Below are 20,110 nucleotides of genomic sequence, written 5' to 3'. Positions count from 1 at the left end.
ACAACGAATGGCAGTTAAAATTCGTTTAAAACGTATGGGTTCTAAGAAAGCCCCATTTTATCGTGTAGTAGTAGCAGATTCTCGCGCACCGCGTGATGGACGTTTCATTGAGGAAATCGGTACTTACAATCCGTTAACTCAACCAGCAAAAGTAGAAATTAAAGAAGAGAAAGCTTTAGACTGGATGTTAAAAGGTGCTAAGCCATCTGACACAGTTCGTAACCTTTTCTCTAAAGCTGGTTTAATGGAAAAGCTACACAACGAAAAAAACAGCAAGTAATCAGCATTTATAATATGTGTTCAAAAGCTTGAACAACCTTATTATGTCTGAAGAAACGAAAGGGAATGCAATGAAAGAGTTAGTTGAACATATTGCAAAAGCTCTTGTTGACCATCCCGAAAGAGTTCATGTCACAGAAACGACTGACAACCAATCCGTTCACCTTGCATTGTCAGTTCACCCTGACGATATGGGCAAAGTCATTGGAAAGCAAGGGCGCATAGCCAAAGCTATTCGCTCTGTCGTTCATGCGGCTGCTACGAATACAAATAAGCGTGTCCGTATTGATATTGTTGACGAAGTAAAAGGGTAGAGGGAAACCTCGCCCTTTTATTTTTGTATAAGCTTCTATAAAATAGAAGAATATAGAACAATGTTAGATGAGGTGAACTATGAAAGTAATAAAAACAGTTGCCATTAAGCAAGTATTAACGGAAAAAAGAAAAGATCAACTGTTAAACGAACTACAATTTGAAAAAGAACAAGTCGTAAAAGAATTAGAACAGCTTAAGTTTCAATTACATAAAAAAATAAAACAACATACTAACCATGAACAAAATCATAGTTTGCGTAATAATTTTCAAAAAGAAATACAACAACGTGAAGAAAAGCTTCGGGGAATTGATTTTAAGGTACACCAGCTAAATAAATTAGAAATTGGAACGGAATTACGTGATGGTACAGTTGAATCAATTTGTGAAGTAAAGATCGGCGATAATTGGGATGATATTTTTTCAGAAGCAGAAATTATTATTAAGGACGGCATCGTTCATGAAATAAGAAAAGGATGAAAATAACAATGAAAAAATGGTTTAAAGTAGGAAAAATAGTAAATACCCATGGAATTCGTGGGGAGGTCCGTGTTATCTCTACAACAGATTTCGAGGAAGAACGTTATGCTAATGGATCTGAACTCTTTATTGAACATCCTGACCTGAAGGAAATGATAGCTGTTGTTGTGGAAACCCATCGTAAACATAAAAACTTTGACCTGTTAACATTTGAAGGTTATACGAATATAAGTCAAGTTGAGAAATTTAAAGGTGCTACCTTAAAAGTATCTGAAGATGCATTAGGTGAGTTAAATGAGGGTGAATTTTATTATCATGAAATAATCGGTTGTCATGTCTTTACGAAAGATGGACTTGAGCTCGGTAAAATAATAGAAGTTCTTTCTCCTGGGGCCAATGATGTATGGGTGATCCAGCCCAAAACGGGTGGTAAAGATATTCTGATACCATATATTGATGAGGTTGTAAAAGAAGTTAACGTGGTTGAAAAGAAAGTAACGATTGAGCTACTCGAGGGGTTAATTTAAGTGAAGATTGATATCCTGACGCTATTTCCAGAGATGTTTTCGGGTGTTTTCGGTTCATCAATTTTGAAACATGCAGCGGAAAAAGGACATGTTTCTTATAATGTAGTTGACTTTCGGAATTACGCACAAAACAAACATAGAAAAGTGGATGATTATCCATACGGTGGAGGAGCGGGAATGGTATTAATGCCCCAACCAGTCTTTGATGCGGTCGATGAGTTAGTAAAAGACCAGAACTCAAAGCCTAGGGTCGTTTTACTATGTCCCCAAGGAGAACGCTATACCCAGAAAAAAGCAGAGCAACTTGCAAAAGAAGAGCATTTAATTTTAGTGTGCGGGCATTATGAAGGCTTTGACGAACGTATTCGCGAGCACCTTGTTACTGATGAGATTTCTATAGGAGATTATGTTTTAACAGGCGGGGAGCTCGGTGCGATGGTTATTGCTGATAGTGTAACTAGATTGTTGCCTGGTGTACTAGGAAATGAGACAAGTGCTGTAACTGATTCATTCTCAACTGGATTACTTGAGCACCCACATTACACTAGACCAGCAGATTTTCGTGGCATGAAAGTGCCTGATGTGTTATTATCGGGCCATCATGAAAACATTAAAAAGTGGCGTCATGAACAATCGATAGAACGAACAAAAAAACGACGTCCAGACTTATTAAATGACTAGGTTATTAATTTTACAAGATATTAGAGGATAACTTTCTCTATTACCTTGTTCTCAAGAAAGAAATATGTTATTATATTCGTTGTGGCTAAGGCCCGTGATTACGATGTTCCGCTGCAGGAGAAAGACTGTTATGAGCATCTTGGATGGAAGGAGGGGAATAGGATGAGCAATATTATCCGTGAGATCGCAAAAGAACAACTACGCACTGATCTTCCAGCGTTTCGTCCTGGAGACACTTTACGTGTACACGTTAAAGTTGTTGAGGGTAACCGTGAGCGTATTCAGGTGTTTGAAGGTGTAGTAATCAAGCGTCGTGGAACAAGTGTCAGCGAAACTTTTACTGTACGTAAAATTTCTTATGGCGTAGGTGTTGAGCGTACATTCCCATTACATTCACCGAAAATCGATACGATTGAAGTGAAGCGTCGCGGTAAGGTACGTCGTGCCAAACTATATTACCTACGTGCACTACGTGGTAAAGCAGCGCGTATTAAAGAAATTCGATAATTGTATGAAAAAAGAAAGGGGCTTGATTATCAAGCTCCTTTTTTTACAATAGTTGTGATATGATCTAAAATAGGGAAGATCTCAATTCCTCATAATAGATAATTTTATATTGTGGAGGATGATTTATGAATTTCGGAAGAAGCGAAACGTACGAGTGGATAAAAGCAGTTCTTATTGCTTTACTTTTAGCAGTTCTTATTCGTTATTTTTTGTTTGCACCGATCGTAGTTGAAGGTGAATCGATGGTTCCTACATTACATCATAGCGACCGTATGATTGTTAACAAAATTGGGTATACCATTGGAGAACCTGATCGATTTGATATTATTGTTTTCCATGCAAATGAAGAAAGTGATTACATAAAACGTGTGATTGGTTTACCAGGGGATACGATTGAGTTCAGTAATGATACACTATATATTAATGGAGAAGTTTATGAAGAGCCTTATTTAGACGAGTTAAAAGAAGATCTCCATGGCGCTCCACTAACATACGATTTTTCTTTAGATGAAGTGACTAATTCAGTCGTTGTTCCTGAAGGGTATTTATTCGTAATGGGTGATAATCGACGAAGAAGTTTAGACAGCCGTGATATCGGCTATATCCCATATGATGAAGTGGTAGGAAAGGCTAATTTTGTTTTTTGGCCATTTACAGATATTCGAATAGCAAAGTAGGTGTTAACGTGACGATACAGTGGTTTCCAGGTCATATGGCAAAAGCGCGTCGAGAAGTAACGGAAAAGCTGAAGCTAATTGATGTCGTCATCGAGCTGCTTGATGCACGTGTTCCGATGTCATCAAGAAACCCAATGATTGATGAGATTGTTGCTCATAAACCAAGATTAGTGTTATTAAATAAAGCTGACTTGGCTGATCCGAGAGTGACTGATGAATGGAAAAATTATTTTACGAAACAAGATGTTAAAGTTTTATCGATTGATAGTCAATCTGGTAGAGGAGTTTCTGCAATTAGTCCAAGTTGTAAGGAGCTTGCCACACCTCTGTTAGAAAAGATGAAAGCTCGTGGGATGAAACCGAGAGCCATTCGAGCAATGATCTTAGGTATACCTAATGTCGGCAAAAGTACTTTAATTAACCGTTTAGCTGTAAAGAAGATTGCGAAGACTGGGGATCGTCCTGGTGTTACAAAACAGCAACAGTGGATTAAAGTTGGTAATGAAATGGAGTTATTGGATACACCAGGAATTCTATGGCCTAAATTTGAAGACCAAGCAATTGGTTTTCGTTTAGCGGCAACAGGAGCAATAAAAGATGAGTTACTTGATTTTCAGGATGTAGCATTATTTGTACTTAATTATTTAAAAGACCGCTATGAAGGACAAGTCAAAGAGCGCTTTAAACTAGATGAAATTCCTACAGAAGGGCTTCAGCTTTTTGATGAAATTGGTAAAAAGCGAGGCTTCTTACAAAGTGGGGGATATATTGATTATGATAAAACTGCAGAAGTTATCCTCCGTGAATTGCGTTCAGGAAAGATAGGTAGAATTACATTAGAGACACCTGGTGAGTATCTATAAGTTTCACAGTGCAGTTGGTCTTCCTTTTATGACCACTGCTTTTTTTAGTTGTTTACAGATTTTAACAATGTTCTTTTGACACAGTCTATAGTAAAGAATAAGTGTTATAATCCGATATAATAAGTGTAAGATGTGGAGAGGGTACATATTATGAGTCAATTAACGATTAAACAAATAGAACAGCTACTATTACAAGGTGAAACAGAGTTATCTGAAGAACTATTTTTGACTATTAAGAAAGATAACCGAATAGGTGTAAAAAAAATAGTTGAGAAATATGAGAGACGACTACAAAAAGAAGCACAGTTACGTCAGATGTTTAACGATATGAGTTCATATGAAACTAACATCCGAGATAAAGGGTTAGAGTTAATTGCAGGTGTAGATGAGGTAGGGCGTGGGCCGTTAGCAGGTCCTGTTGTTTGTTCTGCTGTCATATTACCAAAGGATTTTTATTTGCCAGGACTAACGGATTCTAAGAAACTATCAAAAGAAAAGAGAGAAGCTTTTTATGATGTTATCTTTCACGAGGCAATTGCAGTAAATACCAGTATAACTTCAGTGAAAGTTATTGATGAAATTAATATTTATGAAGCTACAAAAATAGGGATGACTGAAGCAATAGAAGGCTTAACGCTAAAGCCAGAACATCTATTAATAGACGCTATGAAACTTCCAATACCTATACCGCAAACATCTATCATAAAAGGTGATGCGACTAGTGTATCCATAGCTGCAAGTTCTGTAATAGCAAAGGTTACCCGAGACAGGTATATGGAAAACCTAGGAAGAAAACATCCTAATTTTGGATTTGAGCGTCACATGGGATATGGAACGAAAGAACATTTGCTAGCGATAGAAACATACGGGATTATTGATGGTGAACACCGAAAGAGTTTTAGTCCAGTCAAAGAGACTATCGCAAAATAATAAGTTCAGGGAAGGTGTACCATTTGTTTAGTGAAATTATACAAATTTCCCAAAAAATTGAAAATAAAAAACTTCAAAAATTACACCTTTTCAAAGGTCAATTATTTCAAGGGAGAATTATTAAATTTTTCCCTAATAATATAGCATCACTTCAATTGGGAAATAGGACCGTAACTGCAAAACTCGAGGCACCACTCTCCGCAGGTCAGAAATATTGGCTAGAAGTCGTTCGTGCAGATGGTATCCCACAGCTTAAGATTTTAGATCATAACGCTTTACGTCAGGGTGGCCAGCAGTCACAAGTTCAAATTCTTCACCAACTAGGGATTCAATCTAATAGGGTGAATGACTTATTAATACGCCATTTCGCAACACAACAAATTCCTTTTACAAAAGAAATATTTCAAAATGGTGCCCAACTCCTGCAACAAATTGGCTTAATTAATGAAGAAGGGCTAAAGGTCTTATCAATATTACTTCAAAAAAATTTCCCGCTAACTCAAGATAGTTTTCAAGCGATTAGGGAAATTAGTCGATCGCAACGCCCACTGCTACATCATTTAAATGATCTTCTTGTTGAACTTCAAAAAATTGAAAAAGAATATCCATCATTACATGTACATATAAATCGGATTCAGGCTGTTATTAAGGAAACACAGTTGCCTGAAGGTAAACACCCATTCATTCAATTGCTTCATTTAGCTTCCTCAAATGTAGTTACAAGAGATGTGAATGAAGGGGCAACACAACTATTACACAGACTAGGAATAATAGATGCAAACGGTAATACAAATCAATTATTTAGTACATTTAAAGGACAATTGGGAGATCTTGCTAATCAACATACTATAAACAAATTATGGCCATCTGTATTACCAAAAGACATTCCGATAAATACGGTAGATGGAAAAACACTCTTCCAATTACTTTTTCCACGTTTAGGACAACCTTTCACAAAGGTCGAACAACAACAACAACTTCAGTTAATGTTACAGTTATTTATGTTTAATAATACGCATATTCGAAAAACAGAGAACATTTTTTTTAACTTACAACTAGCATCGCAGGATTTGTCATCACAAGAAAGGGTGGCACTTACAAATTTATGGAATCAATCTGTACTAAATGAACGAACTTCTGATCGTTCAACGCTGACTAATCAAATGCTTCGGATTATAACTGGGCTAGGTTATCTACAGGAAAGGGAAATAGGACAACTATTGCAAGCACAAATAATAAATGAAAACAGTCAAGAAGACCGATTAAAAAGGGTATTATTGCAGCTTAAACAAATGGAGTTATCGCAGAGTATCAAAGATAAAGTAGATCTATTGCTCAATCGAATTACCGGACAGCAGTTGATAGCTCAAGAACAACAGGGGCCTTTACAGCACACCACTTTGCAAATTCCACTCCAATTAGGAGAATGGCAAACAGATCTGTCAGTCCAGTGGGAAGGGAAGAGGGACGAGGAAGGAAAAATTGACTCTGACCATTGTCGAATTCTTTTTTATCTTAATCTAGAGCAACTAAAAGAAACGATTGTGGATGTTCAAATACAAAATAGAATAATATCAGTGCAGGTTCTTAATGAACATGAACGTCCAAATTTGATAGTAACAGCTCTTCAACCACTATTGAAAAAGAAACTCAGTGGCTTAGGTTTTACACTTTCGAATGTAAAGTGGGTACGATTTAAAGAACAACAGTTTACAGCGCAGAAAGCTTATACACAGAGGAATGGATATGAAGGAGTTGATATGAGAATATGATGAACGAAAAAAAGGCACATTCCGCCATTGCATTGTCATATAGTGAAACATCAGACGTTGCTCCTCAAGTTAAAGCTAAAGGAAAGGGGCTTGTTGCAGAAAAAATTATTGCCCGGGCAAAAGAGCATCATATCCCGATACAACAGGATCCGTCTTTAGTGGAGTTGCTAAGTCAACTTGAAATTAATGAAACCATACCTTCTGAACTTTATGAAGTAGTTGCAGAAGTGTTTGCATTTATTTATAGAATAGATAAAAACGTTCAAGATACTAATGTTAAACATAAAATTCTTTAGTTTGTCAAAAAAGCTCCAATACCAAATTATCTAATCATACTTTATTCATTGTTTTATCGACGTTGGACATACTATGTGAAGATAATGAAAGGAGTGAAACGATGACAAAAAAGAATTTATTAGTCGTTCCAGAATGTGAGCAAATGCTTCAGCATTACCGGGAAGAAATTGCGATGGAGTTTGGTATTCACCGCAGTGTTCAAGAGATGGATGCAGTTAGTCGAAGTATGACTAGAAAAATTATGGATGAAACAAATAAAAACAATAACACGGAGGAATGTGAATAATGGGTAAGGATAGAGAGTTTAACCCTAACCCGAAAACACCGTTAGATCACTGGGATGAAAATGTTGATCCTGCCCAAATGTCTGGTGATCATTGGGTTCAAGAAGAAAATGCTCCTATCGAAAACAAGGGGTTTGCAGATCCTTCAGAATGTGAAGTAGTTGAAGAAAAAATGTATCCACCTGGGGCTATGTTCATGCACCCATCAATCAATGTAACATATGGAAATGATGGATTAACTGGTACAAGACCAAAAAGTGAGAAAAAAACAGGAAAAGACACGAATAACAGTGAAAATTGAAGAAAATATGTCTATTTTATTAAATTTTGGAGGGATTATCCCTCCAAAAAATTTTAAAAAGTGTTAAAATAAAAAAGGAATTTGACAATTCATCACGAAATATCTCTATTGGACAGACTAGTTAGTCTATGTCATCTAATATGGATACAATTGATAGGAGGATGGAGAGAGAATGAATATCCACGAGTATCAAGGTAAAGAGCTTCTTCGTAAGTACGGAGTGGCAGTACCAAATGGAAAAGTGGCTTTTTCTGTAGAAGAAGCAGTAGAAGCTGCAAAAGAATTAGGTTCTAGCGTTTGTGTTGTTAAAGCACAAATCCATGCTGGTGGCCGTGGTAAAGCTGGCGGTGTCAAGGTTGCTAAAAATCTTGATGAGGTTCGTACATACGCTCAAGAAATTTTAGGGAAAGTTTTAGTTACTCACCAAACTGGTCCCGAAGGTAAAGAAGTAAAGCGCTTACTTATCGAAGAAGGTTGCGATATTCAGAAAGAATACTATGTTGGTCTTGTATTAGACCGTGCAACTTCACGCATCGTTATGATGGCTTCTGAAGAAGGCGGAACTGAGATTGAAGAAGTTGCAGAAGCAACTCCAGAAAAAATCTTTAAAGAGTATATTGATCCTGCTGTAGGCTTACAAGGATTCCAAGCTCGTAGATTAGCATTTAATATCAATATACCTAAACAGTTAGTAAATCAAGCTGTTAAATTTATGATGGGCTTATATCAAGTATTCGCTGATAAAGATTGCTCTATCGCAGAAATCAACCCGCTTGTTACTACTGGAGACGGTAAAGTAATGGCACTTGATGCGAAATTAAACTTTGACTCAAATGCATTATATCGTCAGAAGGATATTTTAGAATATCGTGACTTAGACGAAGAAGATGTTAAGGAGATCGAAGCTTCTAAATATGACCTTAGCTACATCGCGTTAGATGGTAATATTGGTTGTATGGTTAATGGTGCTGGACTTGCTATGGCAACGATGGATATCATTAAGCACTATAATGGAGACCCTGCTAACTTCCTTGATGTTGGGGGCGGTGCTACTGCTGAAAAAGTTACTGAAGCATTTAAGATCATCCTTTCAGACCAAAATGTTAAAGGGATATTCGTTAACATCTTCGGTGGAATTATGAAGTGTGACATCATTGCACAAGGTGTAGTAGAAGCTACAAAACAAGTAGGTTTAGAACTACCACTTGTTGTACGTCTTGAAGGAACAAACGTAGAAAAAGGTAAGAAAATTCTTGAAGAGTCTGGTTTAAACATCACTTCAGCTGACTCTATGGCTGATGGTGCACAAAAAATCGTATCTCTAGTGAAATAGAAAGGCGGGACGTGGAGAATGAGTATCCTTATTAATAAAGATACAAAAGTTATTGTACAAGGGATTACTGGTGCTACTGGATTATTCCATACGCAACAAGCGATTGAATATGGTACAAACATTGTAGGTGGAGTTACACCAGGTAAAGGTGGAACTGAAATCGAAGGTGTTCCTGTATTTGATACAGTGGAACAAGCAGTTAAAGCAACAGGTGCTAACGCAACAGTTATTTATGTACCACCTGCATTTGCTGCAGATGCAATCATGGAAGCTGTTGATGCAGAGCTTGATTTAGCAATTTGTATCACTGAAGGTATTCCTGTAAACGATATGATTAATGTTAAACGTTACATGGAAGGTAAGAAAACTCGTCTAGTTGGACCAAACTGCCCTGGTGTTATTACTCCAGAAGAGTGTAAGATTGGTATTATGCCAGGTTACATTCATAACAAAGGTCATGTAGGTGTAGTTTCTCGTTCTGGTACATTAACGTATGAAGCTGTTCACCAACTTTCAACTAACGGAATTGGTCAATCTACAGCTGTTGGTATCGGTGGAGACCCTGTAAACGGAACGGACTTTATCGATGTATTAAACTTATTTAACGAAGACCCAGACACTTATGCAGTTATCATGATTGGTGAAATTGGTGGTACTGCAGAAGAAGAAGCTGCAGAGTGGGTTAAAGCTAACATGACAAAACCTGTAGTTGGTTTCATTGGTGGACAAACAGCTCCTCCAGGAAAACGTATGGGCCATGCTGGTGCAATTATCTCTGGTGGTAAAGGTACTGCTGCTGAGAAGATTAAAACAATGGAAAGCTGCGGAATTAAAGTAGCTGAGACTCCATCTGTTATGGGTGAAACTTTAATCTCTGTTCTTAAAGAACAAGGTCTTCTTGAAAAGTGTATTACTCATAAAAACTAATAAAATAAGAGGCTGACATTTTTTGTTAATAGTCAGCCTCTTTTCTGTATTTAAATTTCTTCAAAAAGGTGATGTAATGGATGTATATAAAAAACGATTAATTCATATTAATCACTGTAGAGGTGTAGGCTGGAAAACCACTCACTCCTTTCTTGAACACGATCCAACACTCCAGAAAATCTACGAATATTCCCCACATGATCTTATACGCATTTTCTCCATGAGAGATAAACATGCAGAGACTTTCTACCATGACCTCCACCACCTTAATATTGACGATCTTCTTCATGAGTACACCATTCATCAAATTACTCCAGTAACTCGTTTTAGTGATCTCTACCCTCCCCTTCTATTAAATATTTTTGATCCCCCGTGGGTACTGTATTGTAAAGGAAATTTAAAGCTATTAACCGCTACAAAGACACTCGCTGTCGTTGGGACACGGTACCCTTCCCAAAATGGACTGCATAGTATAGATAAATTATTACCTGCCATTGTCAGTAAAGGATGGACAATAGTTAGTGGACTTGCAGAAGGAATTGATACGAAGGCACATGAACTAACTCTAAAATTAAATGGAAAAACAATAGCAGTACTAGGTTCTGGTCTCTATCATATATACCCGAAAAAAAATATGTCACTCGCACAACTAATGACGAAGGATCAATTGTTACTATCTGAATACCCTCCATTTCAAAAACCACAGCGTTGGCAATTTCCAGAAAGAAATCGAATAATAAGTGGTCTTAGCCGAGGTATATTAGTCGTAGAAGCAAAAATGAAAAGTGGAGCTTTAATAACTGCTGACCATGGGTTAGAACAAGGTAGAGAGGTGATGGCAGTACCTGGTTCAATTTTAGAAGAACGTTCAATGGGGACTAATTTATTGATACAAAACGGGGCAAAACTTATATTAAATGCTGAAGACATTTTGTCTGAATTATCTTGCTAAATTTGGGTATGATGGACTTATATTTCTAATTTTTTTATAAGTAATGTTTGACAAATGCTAAAAATGTATTTAATAATAGGGAAGATTTATATTAATCCTCAAAGGGGGAGGAAACGGAATATGGCTGATTACTTAGTAATTGTTGAATCTCCCGCAAAAGCCAAGACGATTGGTAAATACTTAGGTAAAAAATACACAGTTAAAGCGTCTATGGGACATGTAAGAGATTTACCGAAGAGTCAAATGGGAGTAAATGTAGAAGAGGGCTTCAATCCTAAATATATAACTATACGTGGAAAAGGTCCTGTCTTAAAGGAATTAAAAGCAGCAGCTAAAAAGGTAAAGAAAATCTATCTTGCAGCTGACCCTGATCGTGAAGGTGAAGCGATTGCTTGGCATTTAGCTCATAGTTTAAATATTGATGAAACATCAGATTGCCGGGTCGTTTTTAACGAAATTACAAAACAAGCGATTAAAGATGCTTTTAAAGAACCACGATCTATTAATATGGATCTAGTTGATTCGCAGCAAGCGCGTCGAATTTTAGATCGATTAGTAGGATATAATATTAGCCCAATATTATGGAAGAAAGTAAAAAAAGGCTTAAGTGCGGGAAGAGTACAATCGGTTGCAGTTAAAATGATTATAGACCGAGAGAATGAAATAAAGGCGTTTATACCAGAAGAATATTGGAGTATCCAAGCCACATTTTCGATGGATAAAGAGAGCTTTGAAGCGAAGTTTTATGGCCTCGGTTCTAAGAAGCTTGAATTAAAGACAGAATCTGAAGTCAATGATGTTCTCGGAAGAATTAAGGGTAACAACTTTATGGTTGACTCTGTTAAAAAGAAGGAAAGAAAACGAAATCCAGTAGCACCGTTTACAACGTCTTCTTTACAGCAAGAGGCTGCTCGTAAGTTGAATTTCAGGGCAAAGAAAACGATGATGTTAGCGCAACAATTATATGAAGGGATCGACTTAGGAAAAGAAGGTACAGTAGGTTTGATCACATATATGCGTACAGATTCTACCCGTATTTCCGATACAGCTAAACAAGAAGTGAAGTCTTACATTGAACAGACATATGGAAATGAATATACGCGTAAGGGTGAAAGAACGGTAAAGCAAGATAAGAAGTCACAGGACGCCCATGAGGCGATTAGACCAACGTCTGTATACAAAGACCCTAAGACGGTCAAAAGCTTCTTATCTAGAGATCAATTTCGCCTTTACAAGCTTATTTGGGATCGCCTTGTAGCGAGTGAAATGGCTCCAGCAATAATGGACACGATGACTGTTGACTTAAAAAATGAAGATGTTGTATTTAGAGCAACAGGTTCAAAAGTAAAGTTTCCAGGCTTCATGAAGGTTTACATTGAGGGTAATGATGATGGGAAAAGTGAAGAAGATAAGTTTTTACCGAATTTGGAAGAAGGTAAAACCGTTAAAAAAGAGGAAATTACACCAAATCAACATTTCACACAACCACCACCTAGATACTCAGAAGCACGTCTCGTAAAAACACTTGAGGAGCTAGGGATTGGTAGACCTTCAACTTTCGCACCAACGTTAGATACCATTCAACGTAGAGGCTACGTTGCCCTAGATGAAAAGCGTTTTGTTCCTACTGAGCTAGGTGAAATTGTCATTGAGTTAATCCATGAATTTTTCCCTGATATATTGGATGTAGATTTTACAGCAAAGATGGAAAATGATTTAGATGCCATTGAAGATGGGAAAGAAAACTGGATCCATGTTATTGATGGGTTTTATAAAGGTTTTGAAAAGCAAGTAAAGCATGCCGAAGAAGAGATGAAAGAAGTTGAGATTAAAGACGAGCCTGCTGGAGAAGATTGTGAGAAGTGTGGACATGAAATGGTTTATAAAATGGGGCGTTTTGGAAAATTCATGGCCTGCTCCAACTTTCCTGATTGCCGTAATACTAAGGCGATTGTTAAAGATATAGGTGTAAAATGTCCATCTTGTCATGAAGGAAATATTGTTGAACGAAAAAGTAAAAAACGCAGAATTTTTTATGGATGTGATCGCTTTCCAGAATGTGAATTCGTTTCTTGGGATAAACCGATTGCAAGAAAATGTCCAAAATGTGAACATATGCTTGTTGAAAAGAAAACCAAAAAAGGTGTACACGTTCAATGTACATCATGTGATTATAAAGAAGAGACAAATTAGTGAAATCAATTGAAAGATAAGCATTGTTAGTATATTATATTAGAGGTCAGACTTCTAAGATATATTAAAATATACGTATTGAGTGAATAGGATGGCTCCTGGTAATCATGAAAGAAATGTATTGCCCAGAGTCATCCTATGATTGAGAATACAGACAGTGAATTAGCTTCAATTTAGTACGGAGGGTTAAATCTTGGAGAATATACATATTAACGTAATAGGTGCTGGGTTGGCAGGAAGTGAAGCAGCATGGCAAATTGCTAATCATGGAATTCCTGTACATTTATATGAAATGCGACCTGTAAAGCAAACGCCTGCACACCATACTGATAAATTTGCTGAGCTTGTTTGTAGTAATTCATTACGCGCAAATACATTAACCAACGCAGTTGGTGTATTAAAAGAGGAAATGCGAATTTTGAATTCAGTTATTATTTCTTCGGCTGACTCTTGTTCAGTTCCTGCTGGTGGAGCGTTAGCTGTTGATCGCCATGAATTTGCAGAAAGTGTAACAAGTAAAGTTAGAAATCATCCACTTGTTACTGTAATGAATGAAGAAGTAAGTGACATTCCAGAAGGACCTACTATTATTGCAACAGGTCCTCTGACATCGGAAAGCTTATCCAAAAGGCTAAAAGAATTAACTGGAGAAGAATACTTATATTTTTATGATGCTGCAGCACCTATCATTGAAAAAGACTCTATTGATATGAATAAAGTCTACTTAAAATCTCGTTATGATAAAGGTGAAGCTGCTTATTTGAATTGCCCAATGACAGAAGAAGAATTTGATCGGTTCTACGATGCTTTGGTTGCAGCTGAAACTGTGCCACTGAAAGAATTCGAGAAAGAAATCTTCTTTGAAGGCTGTATGCCGATTGAAGTAATGGCCCAGCGCGGGAAGAAAACAATGTTATTTGGACCACTTAAACCAGTTGGATTAGAGCATCCAGAGACTGGTAAGAGACCCTATGCTGTTATTCAGTTGCGGCAAGATAATCAATCTGGAACTTTGTATAACATTGTTGGCTTTCAAACACACCTAAAATGGGGGCCACAAAAAGAAGTATTAAAGCTGATTCCAGGACTCGAGAATGCAGAAATTGTACGTTATGGAGTTATGCACCGAAATACGTTTATCAATTCTCCAAAAGTGTTAAAACCTACTTATCAATTTAGAGAAAGAGATGATCTTTTCTTCGCTGGCCAAATTACAGGTGTTGAAGGCTATGTAGAGTCAGCTGCTTCTGGACTAATTGCAGGAATTAATGCAGCAAGGTATGTTCAACAGAAGGAACTAGCTGTATTCCCTGAGGAAACGTCAATCGGAAGTATGGCACAATACATTACAACAGCAAACCCTAAAAATTTCCAACCAATGAATGCAAATTTTGGTTTATTAAAGCCGTTGGAAAAAAGGATTAAGAATAAAAAAGAACGAAATGAAGCATTGGCAAATAGGGCATTAGAAACAATTCAGAATTTTGTGAAAAAAATGTAAATTTCCTTGAAAGAGCTACTAAGTTGTGGTACAATTTAGTAGCTTTTGTGAGGTGTCTATATGGGAAATACATCCACCAGTAAGTTAATTGATGATTTTGTTTTTTATTTGCAAGTTGAGAAAAATTGCTCAAAACATACGATTGATAACTACGTGTTCGATATCAATGATTTTGTTAAACATATGAAAGATAATCATCTTGATAAGTTTTCTTCTGTTTCTTATCTACTTGTTAGAAATTATTTAACAGCATTACATGAACAAAAATATGCACGTACTTCAATCGCTCGTAAGATTTCAGCGTTGCGTAGTCTATTTCGTTTTCTATTAAGAGAAGGTAAAGTAAATGAAAATCCATTTGCTGCGTCCTATTCTCCTAAGGTGGGAAAACGTTTGCCTACTTTTATGTATGAAAATGAAATTGAACAATTATTTTCTTCATTTAATGAAAATAATGTTCTAGACCAACGAGATAAAGCGATTATTGAGTTGCTATACTCTTCAGGTTTACGAGTTAGTGAATGCTGTAAATTAAAAATAGATGACATTGACTTTACAATAGGTACTGTTTTTGTACTTGGTAAGGGGAGAAAAGAGCGATATGTCCCGATTGGGAGCTATGCACTTGATGCACTTCAGAACTATCTAGAAAATAGTCGACCACAATTGTTAAGTAAGTCTAAAGCTGGGCCTCATCCTACTCTATTTCTAAATTTTCGTGGTGGCCCCTTAACAGATAGAAGTATTCGAGAAATTTTGAAGAAGCGAATTGAAAAAGCATCGTTAACAATGCATGTTAGTCCACATATGTTACGCCATACCTTTGCAACACACTTATTAAATAATGGCGCGGACTTAAGAGTTGTCCAAGAATTGTTAGGACATTCACATTTATCTTCAACCCAGATATACACTCATGTGACAAAGGATCGATTGAAAGATGTATATATGAAACACCACCCAAGAGCATAGGACTAATACTTGAAGTAACCATATGTACTCAATTTACAAATTTCAGGAAATTCGATTTCGATTATCTCTTAGAGGAGGATCTTCTCATGTCAGAGGCAAATTTTCATGCGACAACTATCTTTGCAGTTCAGCATAATGGTCAATGTGCAATGACTGGTGATGGACAGGTAACGTTTGGCAATGCTGTAGTTATGAAACATACCGCTAAAAAAGTAAGAAAGATATATCAAGGAAAAGTTATTGCTGGTTTTGCTGGTTCAGTAGCAGATGCATTTACTTTATTTGAGAAATTTGAAGGACGGTTAGAAGAATACAACGGTAATCTGCAAAGAGCAGCAGTTGAATTAGCAAAAGAATGGAGAAGTGATAAAGTTCTCCGACGCTTAGAAGCGATGCTGATTGTCATGAACAAAGAACATTTACTACTTGTTTCTGGTACTGGCGAAGTCATTGAACCAGATGATGGCATCCTATCCATTGGTTCTGGTGGTAATTATGCTCTTTCGGCTGGACGTGCATTAAAAAAACATGCGCCCCAACTTTCTGCAAAGGAGATTGCGATGGCTGCTTTAGAAACGGCTGGCGATATTTGTGTATATACGAATAAACAAATTGTGATCGAGGAGCTATAAAAACTTATAGAGCGGAGGATGTTGAGATGCAAAATAACTTAACGCCAAGACAGATTGTTGAACGTTTAAATCAATACATTGTGGGTCAAGAGTCTGCGAAAAAGTCTGTAGCTGTAGCACTGAGAAATCGATATCGTCGAAGTTTATTGGATGAAAAACTTCGCGATGAAGTTACACCAAAAAACATTTTAATGATCGGGCCTACTGGCGTAGGGAAAACAGAAATTGCAAGGCGTCTCGCTAAATTAGTAGGTGCACCATTCGTAAAAGTTGAAGCTACAAAATTTACTGAAGTTGGATATGTAGGACGTGATGTAGAATCAATGGTTCGAGATCTTGTAGACACGTCAATTCGTATCGTAAAAGAAGAAAAAATGAATAGTGTTCGTGATAAGGCAGAGGAGCAAGCGAATCAAAGAATAGTCGACTTGCTTGTACCTTCCGCGAAAAAACAGACGCAATATAAAAATCCACTGGAAATGCTTTTTGGCAACCAAGGGCAACCTGTTCAAGAAGCAACGGATTCAAACGAAAGTCAAGATATTCAGCAAAAAAGACGTCAAACTGCGCATAAACTTGCTTTAGGTGAACTTGAAGACCATATCGTTACCATTGATGTAGAGGAACAAACAGCTGGTTTCTTAGATATGTTTCAAGGGTCTGGAATGGAGCAAATGGGTATCAATATGCAAGATATGTTAGGAAATATGGTGCCAAAGAAAAAGAAAAAGCGCCGTTTAACCGTTCGTGAAGCGCGAAAATACTTAACTGAAGAGGAAGCACAAAAGCTAATTGATATGGATGAGGTAAATCAAGAGGCGGTTTCAAAAGCTGAACAATTGGGTATTATCTTTATAGATGAAATAGATAAAATTGCTGGGAAGAGTCAAAATAATGCGGATGTTTCCCGTGAAGGGGTTCAACGTGATATATTACCAATTGTTGAAGGTTCGACCATTGTAACGAAATACGGGCCAGTTAAAACTGACCATATCTTGTTTGTTGGAGCAGGTGCTTTTCATATGGCGAAACCATCTGATTTAATACCTGAATTACAAGGGCGGTTTCCGATTCGAGTAGAGCTTTTTAATTTATCAATTGACGATTTTGTTCGCATTTTAATTGAGCCAGATAATGCTTTAATTAAACAATATACAGCATTACTAGAAACAGAAGGTATAAAAGTTAAGTTTTCTGACGAAGCTATTCATAAGATTGCGACAATTGCAACAGATGTAAATCAAGATACAGAAAATATCGGTGCAAGGAGATTGCATACGCTATTAGAAAAATTACTTGAAGATTTATCATTTGAAGCACCTGATATTACCTTAGAAGAGATTGTAATAACACCAGCATATGTTGAAGAAAAGTTAGCAACTATCGCAAAAAATAGAGATCTAAGTCAATATATTTTATAGTATGGATTTACTAGGAGGAAAAGGAATGGATTTACTAACTAGAACTAGAAAAATTAATGAGATGCTACAAAAGTCTGGAGGCCAACACGTAAACTTTAAAGATATGGCTGAAACTTTACGCGATGTAATTGAAGCGAATATTTTCGTTTTAAGTCGTCGAGGGAAATTACTTGGTTTTTCTATCAAGCAAGAAATTGAAAATGAAAGAATGAAAAAAATGTTAGAGGAACGCCAGTTTCCTGAAGAGTACACAACTAATTTATTCAGAATAGAAGAGACAAGTGCCAACCTTGATATTGAAAGTGAGTATACCGCGTTTCCGGTTGAAAACAAAGATTTATTTGGTTCGGGCTTAACAACCATTGTGCCTATCTTAGGTGGGGGACAAAGGTTAGGGACACTAGTATTAGCAAGATTGAATAAATCATTTGATAATGATGACTTAATTTTAGCAGAATATGGCGCTACAGTAGTTGGGATGGAAATCCTTCATGAAAAAACGCAGGAAATTGAAGAAGAGGCACGTAGTAAAGCGGTTGTTCAAATGGCAATCAGTTCATTATCATACAGTGAGCTAGAAGCTGTCGAACACATATTTGAGGAATTAGAAGGAAAAGAAGGTTTACTTGTAGCAAGTAAAATTGCTGACCGTGTAGGTATTACACGCTCGGTTATTGTAAATGCTCTTCGTAAACTTGAGAGTGCTGGTGTCATTGAATCTCGTTCTTTAGGGATGAAAGGAACATACATTAAAGTACTAAATGATAAGTTCTTAGCTGAATTAGATAAAATTAAACAAGGTTAATATAAATTGAGGTTACAGTCCAAAAGAGGTTACTCAAGAAGACTTATTCCTTATTTCATAAAATCATACGCAGGTTTCTATATTGTATGTATGATAATGACAAGAGGTTTAGCTGTTGAGTTAACCTCTTTTTTTTTGGTTTCTCTAGATTGCTACTTTTTGTTATTCTACTTTAACCAGGCCATAAGCTTAGTTCTCCATGCTTTAGAGTGAATCTACTGTTGATTTAGGCTGATATGGGCTATTTATTATTCTTCAATTAACTGGGATAGATTTAGAGAAATGACTGTAGAAATAAAAACGTAGGAGGAAAATCCTAAGTGGCAAAATTGTAAATACATTATTAGGAAACAAGAAAACCATATTTTTTATGGTGATTTATATTATAATACACATAGTATTACACAATTCGACACACATCTACGTTGTTATATGTACTTAGATAGTTCTTTAGTATTACTTTTTAAATAGGTCTTTATGTTTGAATTGCAGTAAATTTTTAATGACTGTTAGACATTCATAATCAGATCGATTACAATTTACTAGCAGGATTAGCCATTTTTTGAGCAAAAACGACAAGGAGCGACTAAAATGAATTTGTTCTCAAGCCCTACTTTTAGTACACTTGAAAGGGCGTTGGATGGTTCAGCTTTAAGACAAAAAGCGATTTCCCAAAACATTGCAAATGTCGATACACCTAATTACAAGTCAAAAAAAGTGAACTTTCAACATACGCTTGATCAAGCAATTAGGACCAAATCCTTTGATGTTAATAAGACAGACCATCGTCATGTGAGTTTTAGCACAGGGGAACAGAGAGAAGCCTTTGTTACTAGGTTAAATAACACAATGTATAATCATAACTTAAATAATGTGGATATTGATAAAGAAATGGCAGCGCTTGCTCAAAACCAAATCTATTACAATGCTCTAATTGACCGGTTGAACGGCCGTTTTAATAGTTTGCAAACAGTAATTAAAGGTGGGAAATAAAAGGTGACAATTTTTAATGGATTTAATATTTCAGCATCATCTTTAACAGCTCAAAGGTTAAGGATGGATGTGATCTCTGCCAATATGGCAAATGCTGAAACAACTCGTGCAAGCATTGTGGATGGAGAGTGGCAACCGTATAGACGGAAAATGGTTGTGATGCAACCAAATCAACAAAGTTTTTCTTCATACTTAAATAAAGCAATGAATCAATCAGATCAACCTGGAAATGGTGTGAAAGTATCCAGAATTGTTGAGGACCGTACACCATTTAAATTGATGTATCAACCTGATCATCCAGATGCAGATGAAGCTGGCTATGTAAAGCTACCAAATGTTGACCCACTAAAAGAGATGGTAGATCTAATGAGTGCTACACGCTCTTATGAAGCGAACGTAACGACATTGAATGCAACAAAAAACATGCTGATGAAGGCATTAGAAATTGGTAGATAAGGATGATTGTAGTGG

24 protein-coding genes are annotated in these 20,110 nt (G+C 36.6%); all 24 read left to right on the top strand.

Translation table 11 applies throughout. The features are described from left to right. The first annotated feature begins 7 nt into the window (after positions 1 to 7). The 24 genes from rpsP to flgC all read left to right on the top strand — a co-directional run bounded on the left by rpsP (position 8) and on the right by flgC (position 20,095). On the top strand, positions 8 to 280 hold the full coding sequence (gene rpsP / locus GKP30_RS03680) for a 30S ribosomal protein S16 (protein WP_216828013.1): 273 nt from the start codon (positions 8 to 10) through the stop codon (positions 278 to 280). Positions 281 to 350: 70 nt separating this feature from the next. Further along, positions 351 to 593 carry a KH domain-containing protein gene (locus GKP30_RS03675; RefSeq protein WP_216828097.1) on the top strand — a complete coding sequence of 81 codons (243 nt, stop codon included), beginning with the start codon at positions 351 to 353 and terminating at the stop codon, positions 591 to 593. 79 nt (positions 594 to 672) lie between these two features. Beyond that, positions 673 to 1,071 carry a YlqD family protein gene (locus tag GKP30_RS03670; RefSeq protein ID WP_216828012.1) on the top strand — a complete coding sequence of 133 codons (399 nt, stop codon included), beginning with the start codon at positions 673 to 675 and terminating at the stop codon, positions 1,069 to 1,071. 8 nt (positions 1,072 to 1,079) lie between these two features. After that, positions 1,080 to 1,598, top strand: a complete 519-nt coding sequence (gene rimM, locus GKP30_RS03665) for a ribosome maturation factor RimM (RefSeq protein WP_216828011.1) — start codon at positions 1,080 to 1,082, stop codon at positions 1,596 to 1,598. Next, on the top strand, positions 1,599 to 2,279 hold the full coding sequence (gene trmD, locus GKP30_RS03660; RefSeq protein ID WP_216828010.1) for a tRNA (guanosine(37)-N1)-methyltransferase TrmD: 681 nt from the start codon (positions 1,599 to 1,601) through the stop codon (positions 2,277 to 2,279). A 162-nt stretch (positions 2,280 to 2,441) separates the two neighbouring features. Next, complete coding sequence (gene rplS / locus GKP30_RS03655) at positions 2,442 to 2,786, top strand: 50S ribosomal protein L19 (RefSeq protein ID WP_216828009.1); 345 nt, start codon at positions 2,442 to 2,444, stop codon at positions 2,784 to 2,786. 125 nt (positions 2,787 to 2,911) lie between these two features. Continuing rightward, positions 2,912 to 3,463, top strand: coding sequence for a signal peptidase I (lepB, locus tag GKP30_RS03650; protein WP_216828008.1), 552 nt, complete (start codon positions 2,912 to 2,914; stop codon positions 3,461 to 3,463). Positions 3,464 to 3,471: 8 nt separating this feature from the next. Next, positions 3,472 to 4,326 carry a ribosome biogenesis GTPase YlqF gene (gene ylqF / locus GKP30_RS03645; protein WP_216828007.1) on the top strand — a complete coding sequence of 285 codons (855 nt, stop codon included), beginning with the start codon at positions 3,472 to 3,474 and terminating at the stop codon, positions 4,324 to 4,326. 150 nt (positions 4,327 to 4,476) lie between these two features. Further along, the gene (locus GKP30_RS03640; RefSeq protein WP_216828006.1) at positions 4,477 to 5,256 is read left to right on the top strand and encodes a ribonuclease HII; all 780 of its coding nucleotides are present in this window, start codon (positions 4,477 to 4,479) and stop codon (positions 5,254 to 5,256) included. Between the two features lie 23 nt (positions 5,257 to 5,279). Next, positions 5,280 to 7,028: a hypothetical protein gene (locus GKP30_RS03635; RefSeq protein WP_216828005.1), complete on the top strand. Its 1,749-nt coding sequence runs from the start codon at positions 5,280 to 5,282 to the stop codon at positions 7,026 to 7,028. Beyond that, positions 7,025 to 7,324, top strand: a complete 300-nt coding sequence (locus tag GKP30_RS03630) for an EscU/YscU/HrcU family type III secretion system export apparatus switch protein (RefSeq protein WP_216828004.1) — start codon at positions 7,025 to 7,027, stop codon at positions 7,322 to 7,324. Before GKP30_RS03635 ends, GKP30_RS03630 begins: the two co-directional genes overlap by 4 nt. 101 nt (positions 7,325 to 7,425) lie before the next feature. Then, positions 7,426 to 7,611: a small, acid-soluble spore protein, alpha/beta type gene (locus tag GKP30_RS03625; protein ID WP_216828003.1), complete on the top strand. Its 186-nt coding sequence runs from the start codon at positions 7,426 to 7,428 to the stop codon at positions 7,609 to 7,611. Next, positions 7,611 to 7,910: a DUF3905 domain-containing protein gene (locus GKP30_RS03620; RefSeq protein WP_216828002.1), complete on the top strand. Its 300-nt coding sequence runs from the start codon at positions 7,611 to 7,613 to the stop codon at positions 7,908 to 7,910. Before GKP30_RS03625 ends, GKP30_RS03620 begins: the two co-directional genes overlap by 1 nt. Positions 7,911 to 8,082: 172 nt before the next feature. Then, on the top strand, positions 8,083 to 9,243 hold the full coding sequence (sucC, locus tag GKP30_RS03615) for an ADP-forming succinate--CoA ligase subunit beta (RefSeq protein ID WP_216828001.1): 1,161 nt from the start codon (positions 8,083 to 8,085) through the stop codon (positions 9,241 to 9,243). Positions 9,244 to 9,261: 18 nt separating this feature from the next. After that, the gene (gene sucD / locus GKP30_RS03610) at positions 9,262 to 10,170 is read left to right on the top strand and encodes a succinate--CoA ligase subunit alpha (protein ID WP_216828000.1); all 909 of its coding nucleotides are present in this window, start codon (positions 9,262 to 9,264) and stop codon (positions 10,168 to 10,170) included. Between the two features lie 76 nt (positions 10,171 to 10,246). Then, positions 10,247 to 11,122, top strand: a complete 876-nt coding sequence (gene dprA / locus GKP30_RS03605) for a DNA-processing protein DprA (RefSeq protein WP_216827999.1) — start codon at positions 10,247 to 10,249, stop codon at positions 11,120 to 11,122. 120 nt (positions 11,123 to 11,242) lie between these two features. Further along, entirely contained in the window at positions 11,243 to 13,315 is a 2,073-nt protein-coding gene (gene topA, locus GKP30_RS03600; RefSeq protein WP_216827998.1) for a type I DNA topoisomerase, read from the top strand. 193 nt (positions 13,316 to 13,508) lie between these two features. After that, a complete protein-coding gene (trmFO, locus tag GKP30_RS03595) occupies positions 13,509 to 14,816 on the top strand; it encodes an FADH(2)-oxidizing methylenetetrahydrofolate--tRNA-(uracil(54)-C(5))-methyltransferase TrmFO (protein WP_216827997.1) in 1,308 nt (435 codons plus the stop codon). A gap of 60 nt (positions 14,817 to 14,876) precedes the next feature. After that, on the top strand, positions 14,877 to 15,788 hold the full coding sequence (xerC, locus tag GKP30_RS03590) for a tyrosine recombinase XerC (RefSeq protein WP_216827996.1): 912 nt from the start codon (positions 14,877 to 14,879) through the stop codon (positions 15,786 to 15,788). 86 nt (positions 15,789 to 15,874) lie between these two features. Next, positions 15,875 to 16,420 (top strand): ATP-dependent protease subunit HslV, encoded by a 546-nt coding sequence (hslV, locus tag GKP30_RS03585; protein ID WP_216827995.1) that lies wholly within the window; start codon positions 15,875 to 15,877, stop codon positions 16,418 to 16,420. Positions 16,421 to 16,446: 26 nt separating this feature from the next. After that, entirely contained in the window at positions 16,447 to 17,841 is a 1,395-nt protein-coding gene (hslU, locus tag GKP30_RS03580) for an ATP-dependent protease ATPase subunit HslU (protein ID WP_216827994.1), read from the top strand. A 25-nt stretch (positions 17,842 to 17,866) separates the two neighbouring features. Beyond that, entirely contained in the window at positions 17,867 to 18,646 is a 780-nt protein-coding gene (codY, locus tag GKP30_RS03575; RefSeq protein WP_216827993.1) for a GTP-sensing pleiotropic transcriptional regulator CodY, read from the top strand. Between the two features lie 591 nt (positions 18,647 to 19,237). Next, positions 19,238 to 19,639, top strand: coding sequence for a flagellar basal body rod protein FlgB (flgB, locus tag GKP30_RS03570; protein WP_216827992.1), 402 nt, complete (start codon positions 19,238 to 19,240; stop codon positions 19,637 to 19,639). Between the two features lie 9 nt (positions 19,640 to 19,648). Continuing rightward, a complete protein-coding gene (gene flgC / locus GKP30_RS03565; RefSeq protein ID WP_216828096.1) occupies positions 19,649 to 20,095 on the top strand; it encodes a flagellar basal body rod protein FlgC in 447 nt (148 codons plus the stop codon). The last annotated feature ends 15 nt before the right edge of the window (positions 20,096 to 20,110 follow it).

Source organism: Alkalihalobacterium elongatum (assembly GCF_019024285.1).
In the GTDB taxonomy this organism is placed as follows: domain Bacteria; phylum Bacillota; class Bacilli; order Bacillales; family Bacillaceae_F; genus Alkalihalobacterium; species Alkalihalobacterium elongatum.
Note: the sequence above shows the minus strand (reverse complement) of the source record. Positions and strands in the feature narration are given on the sequence as shown.

Excerpts from the sequence above, each read along its gene's own strand:
- rpsP (WP_216828013.1), top strand. The coding sequence starts at position 8 with ATGGCAGTTAAAATTCGTTTAAAACGTATGGGTTCTAAGAAAGCCCCA.
- GKP30_RS03675 (WP_216828097.1), top strand. The coding sequence starts at position 351 with ATGAAAGAGTTAGTTGAACATATTGCAAAAGCTCTTGTTGACCATCCC.
- GKP30_RS03670 (WP_216828012.1), top strand. The coding sequence starts at position 673 with ATGAAAGTAATAAAAACAGTTGCCATTAAGCAAGTATTAACGGAAAAA.
- rimM (WP_216828011.1), top strand. The coding sequence starts at position 1,080 with ATGAAAAAATGGTTTAAAGTAGGAAAAATAGTAAATACCCATGGAATT.
- rplS (WP_216828009.1), top strand. The coding sequence starts at position 2,442 with ATGAGCAATATTATCCGTGAGATCGCAAAAGAACAACTACGCACTGAT.
- lepB (WP_216828008.1), top strand. The coding sequence starts at position 2,912 with ATGAATTTCGGAAGAAGCGAAACGTACGAGTGGATAAAAGCAGTTCTT.
- GKP30_RS03640 (WP_216828006.1), top strand. The coding sequence starts at position 4,477 with ATGAGTCAATTAACGATTAAACAAATAGAACAGCTACTATTACAAGGT.
- GKP30_RS03630 (WP_216828004.1), top strand. The coding sequence starts at position 7,025 with ATGATGAACGAAAAAAAGGCACATTCCGCCATTGCATTGTCATATAGT.
- GKP30_RS03625 (WP_216828003.1), top strand. The coding sequence starts at position 7,426 with ATGACAAAAAAGAATTTATTAGTCGTTCCAGAATGTGAGCAAATGCTT.
- GKP30_RS03620 (WP_216828002.1), top strand. The coding sequence starts at position 7,611 with ATGGGTAAGGATAGAGAGTTTAACCCTAACCCGAAAACACCGTTAGAT.
- sucC (WP_216828001.1), top strand. The coding sequence starts at position 8,083 with ATGAATATCCACGAGTATCAAGGTAAAGAGCTTCTTCGTAAGTACGGA.
- sucD (WP_216828000.1), top strand. The coding sequence starts at position 9,262 with ATGAGTATCCTTATTAATAAAGATACAAAAGTTATTGTACAAGGGATT.
- dprA (WP_216827999.1), top strand. The coding sequence starts at position 10,247 with ATGGATGTATATAAAAAACGATTAATTCATATTAATCACTGTAGAGGT.
- topA (WP_216827998.1), top strand. The coding sequence starts at position 11,243 with ATGGCTGATTACTTAGTAATTGTTGAATCTCCCGCAAAAGCCAAGACG.
- xerC (WP_216827996.1), top strand. The coding sequence starts at position 14,877 with ATGGGAAATACATCCACCAGTAAGTTAATTGATGATTTTGTTTTTTAT.
- hslV (WP_216827995.1), top strand. The coding sequence starts at position 15,875 with ATGTCAGAGGCAAATTTTCATGCGACAACTATCTTTGCAGTTCAGCAT.
- hslU (WP_216827994.1), top strand. The coding sequence starts at position 16,447 with ATGCAAAATAACTTAACGCCAAGACAGATTGTTGAACGTTTAAATCAA.
- codY (WP_216827993.1), top strand. The coding sequence starts at position 17,867 with ATGGATTTACTAACTAGAACTAGAAAAATTAATGAGATGCTACAAAAG.
- flgB (WP_216827992.1), top strand. The coding sequence starts at position 19,238 with ATGAATTTGTTCTCAAGCCCTACTTTTAGTACACTTGAAAGGGCGTTG.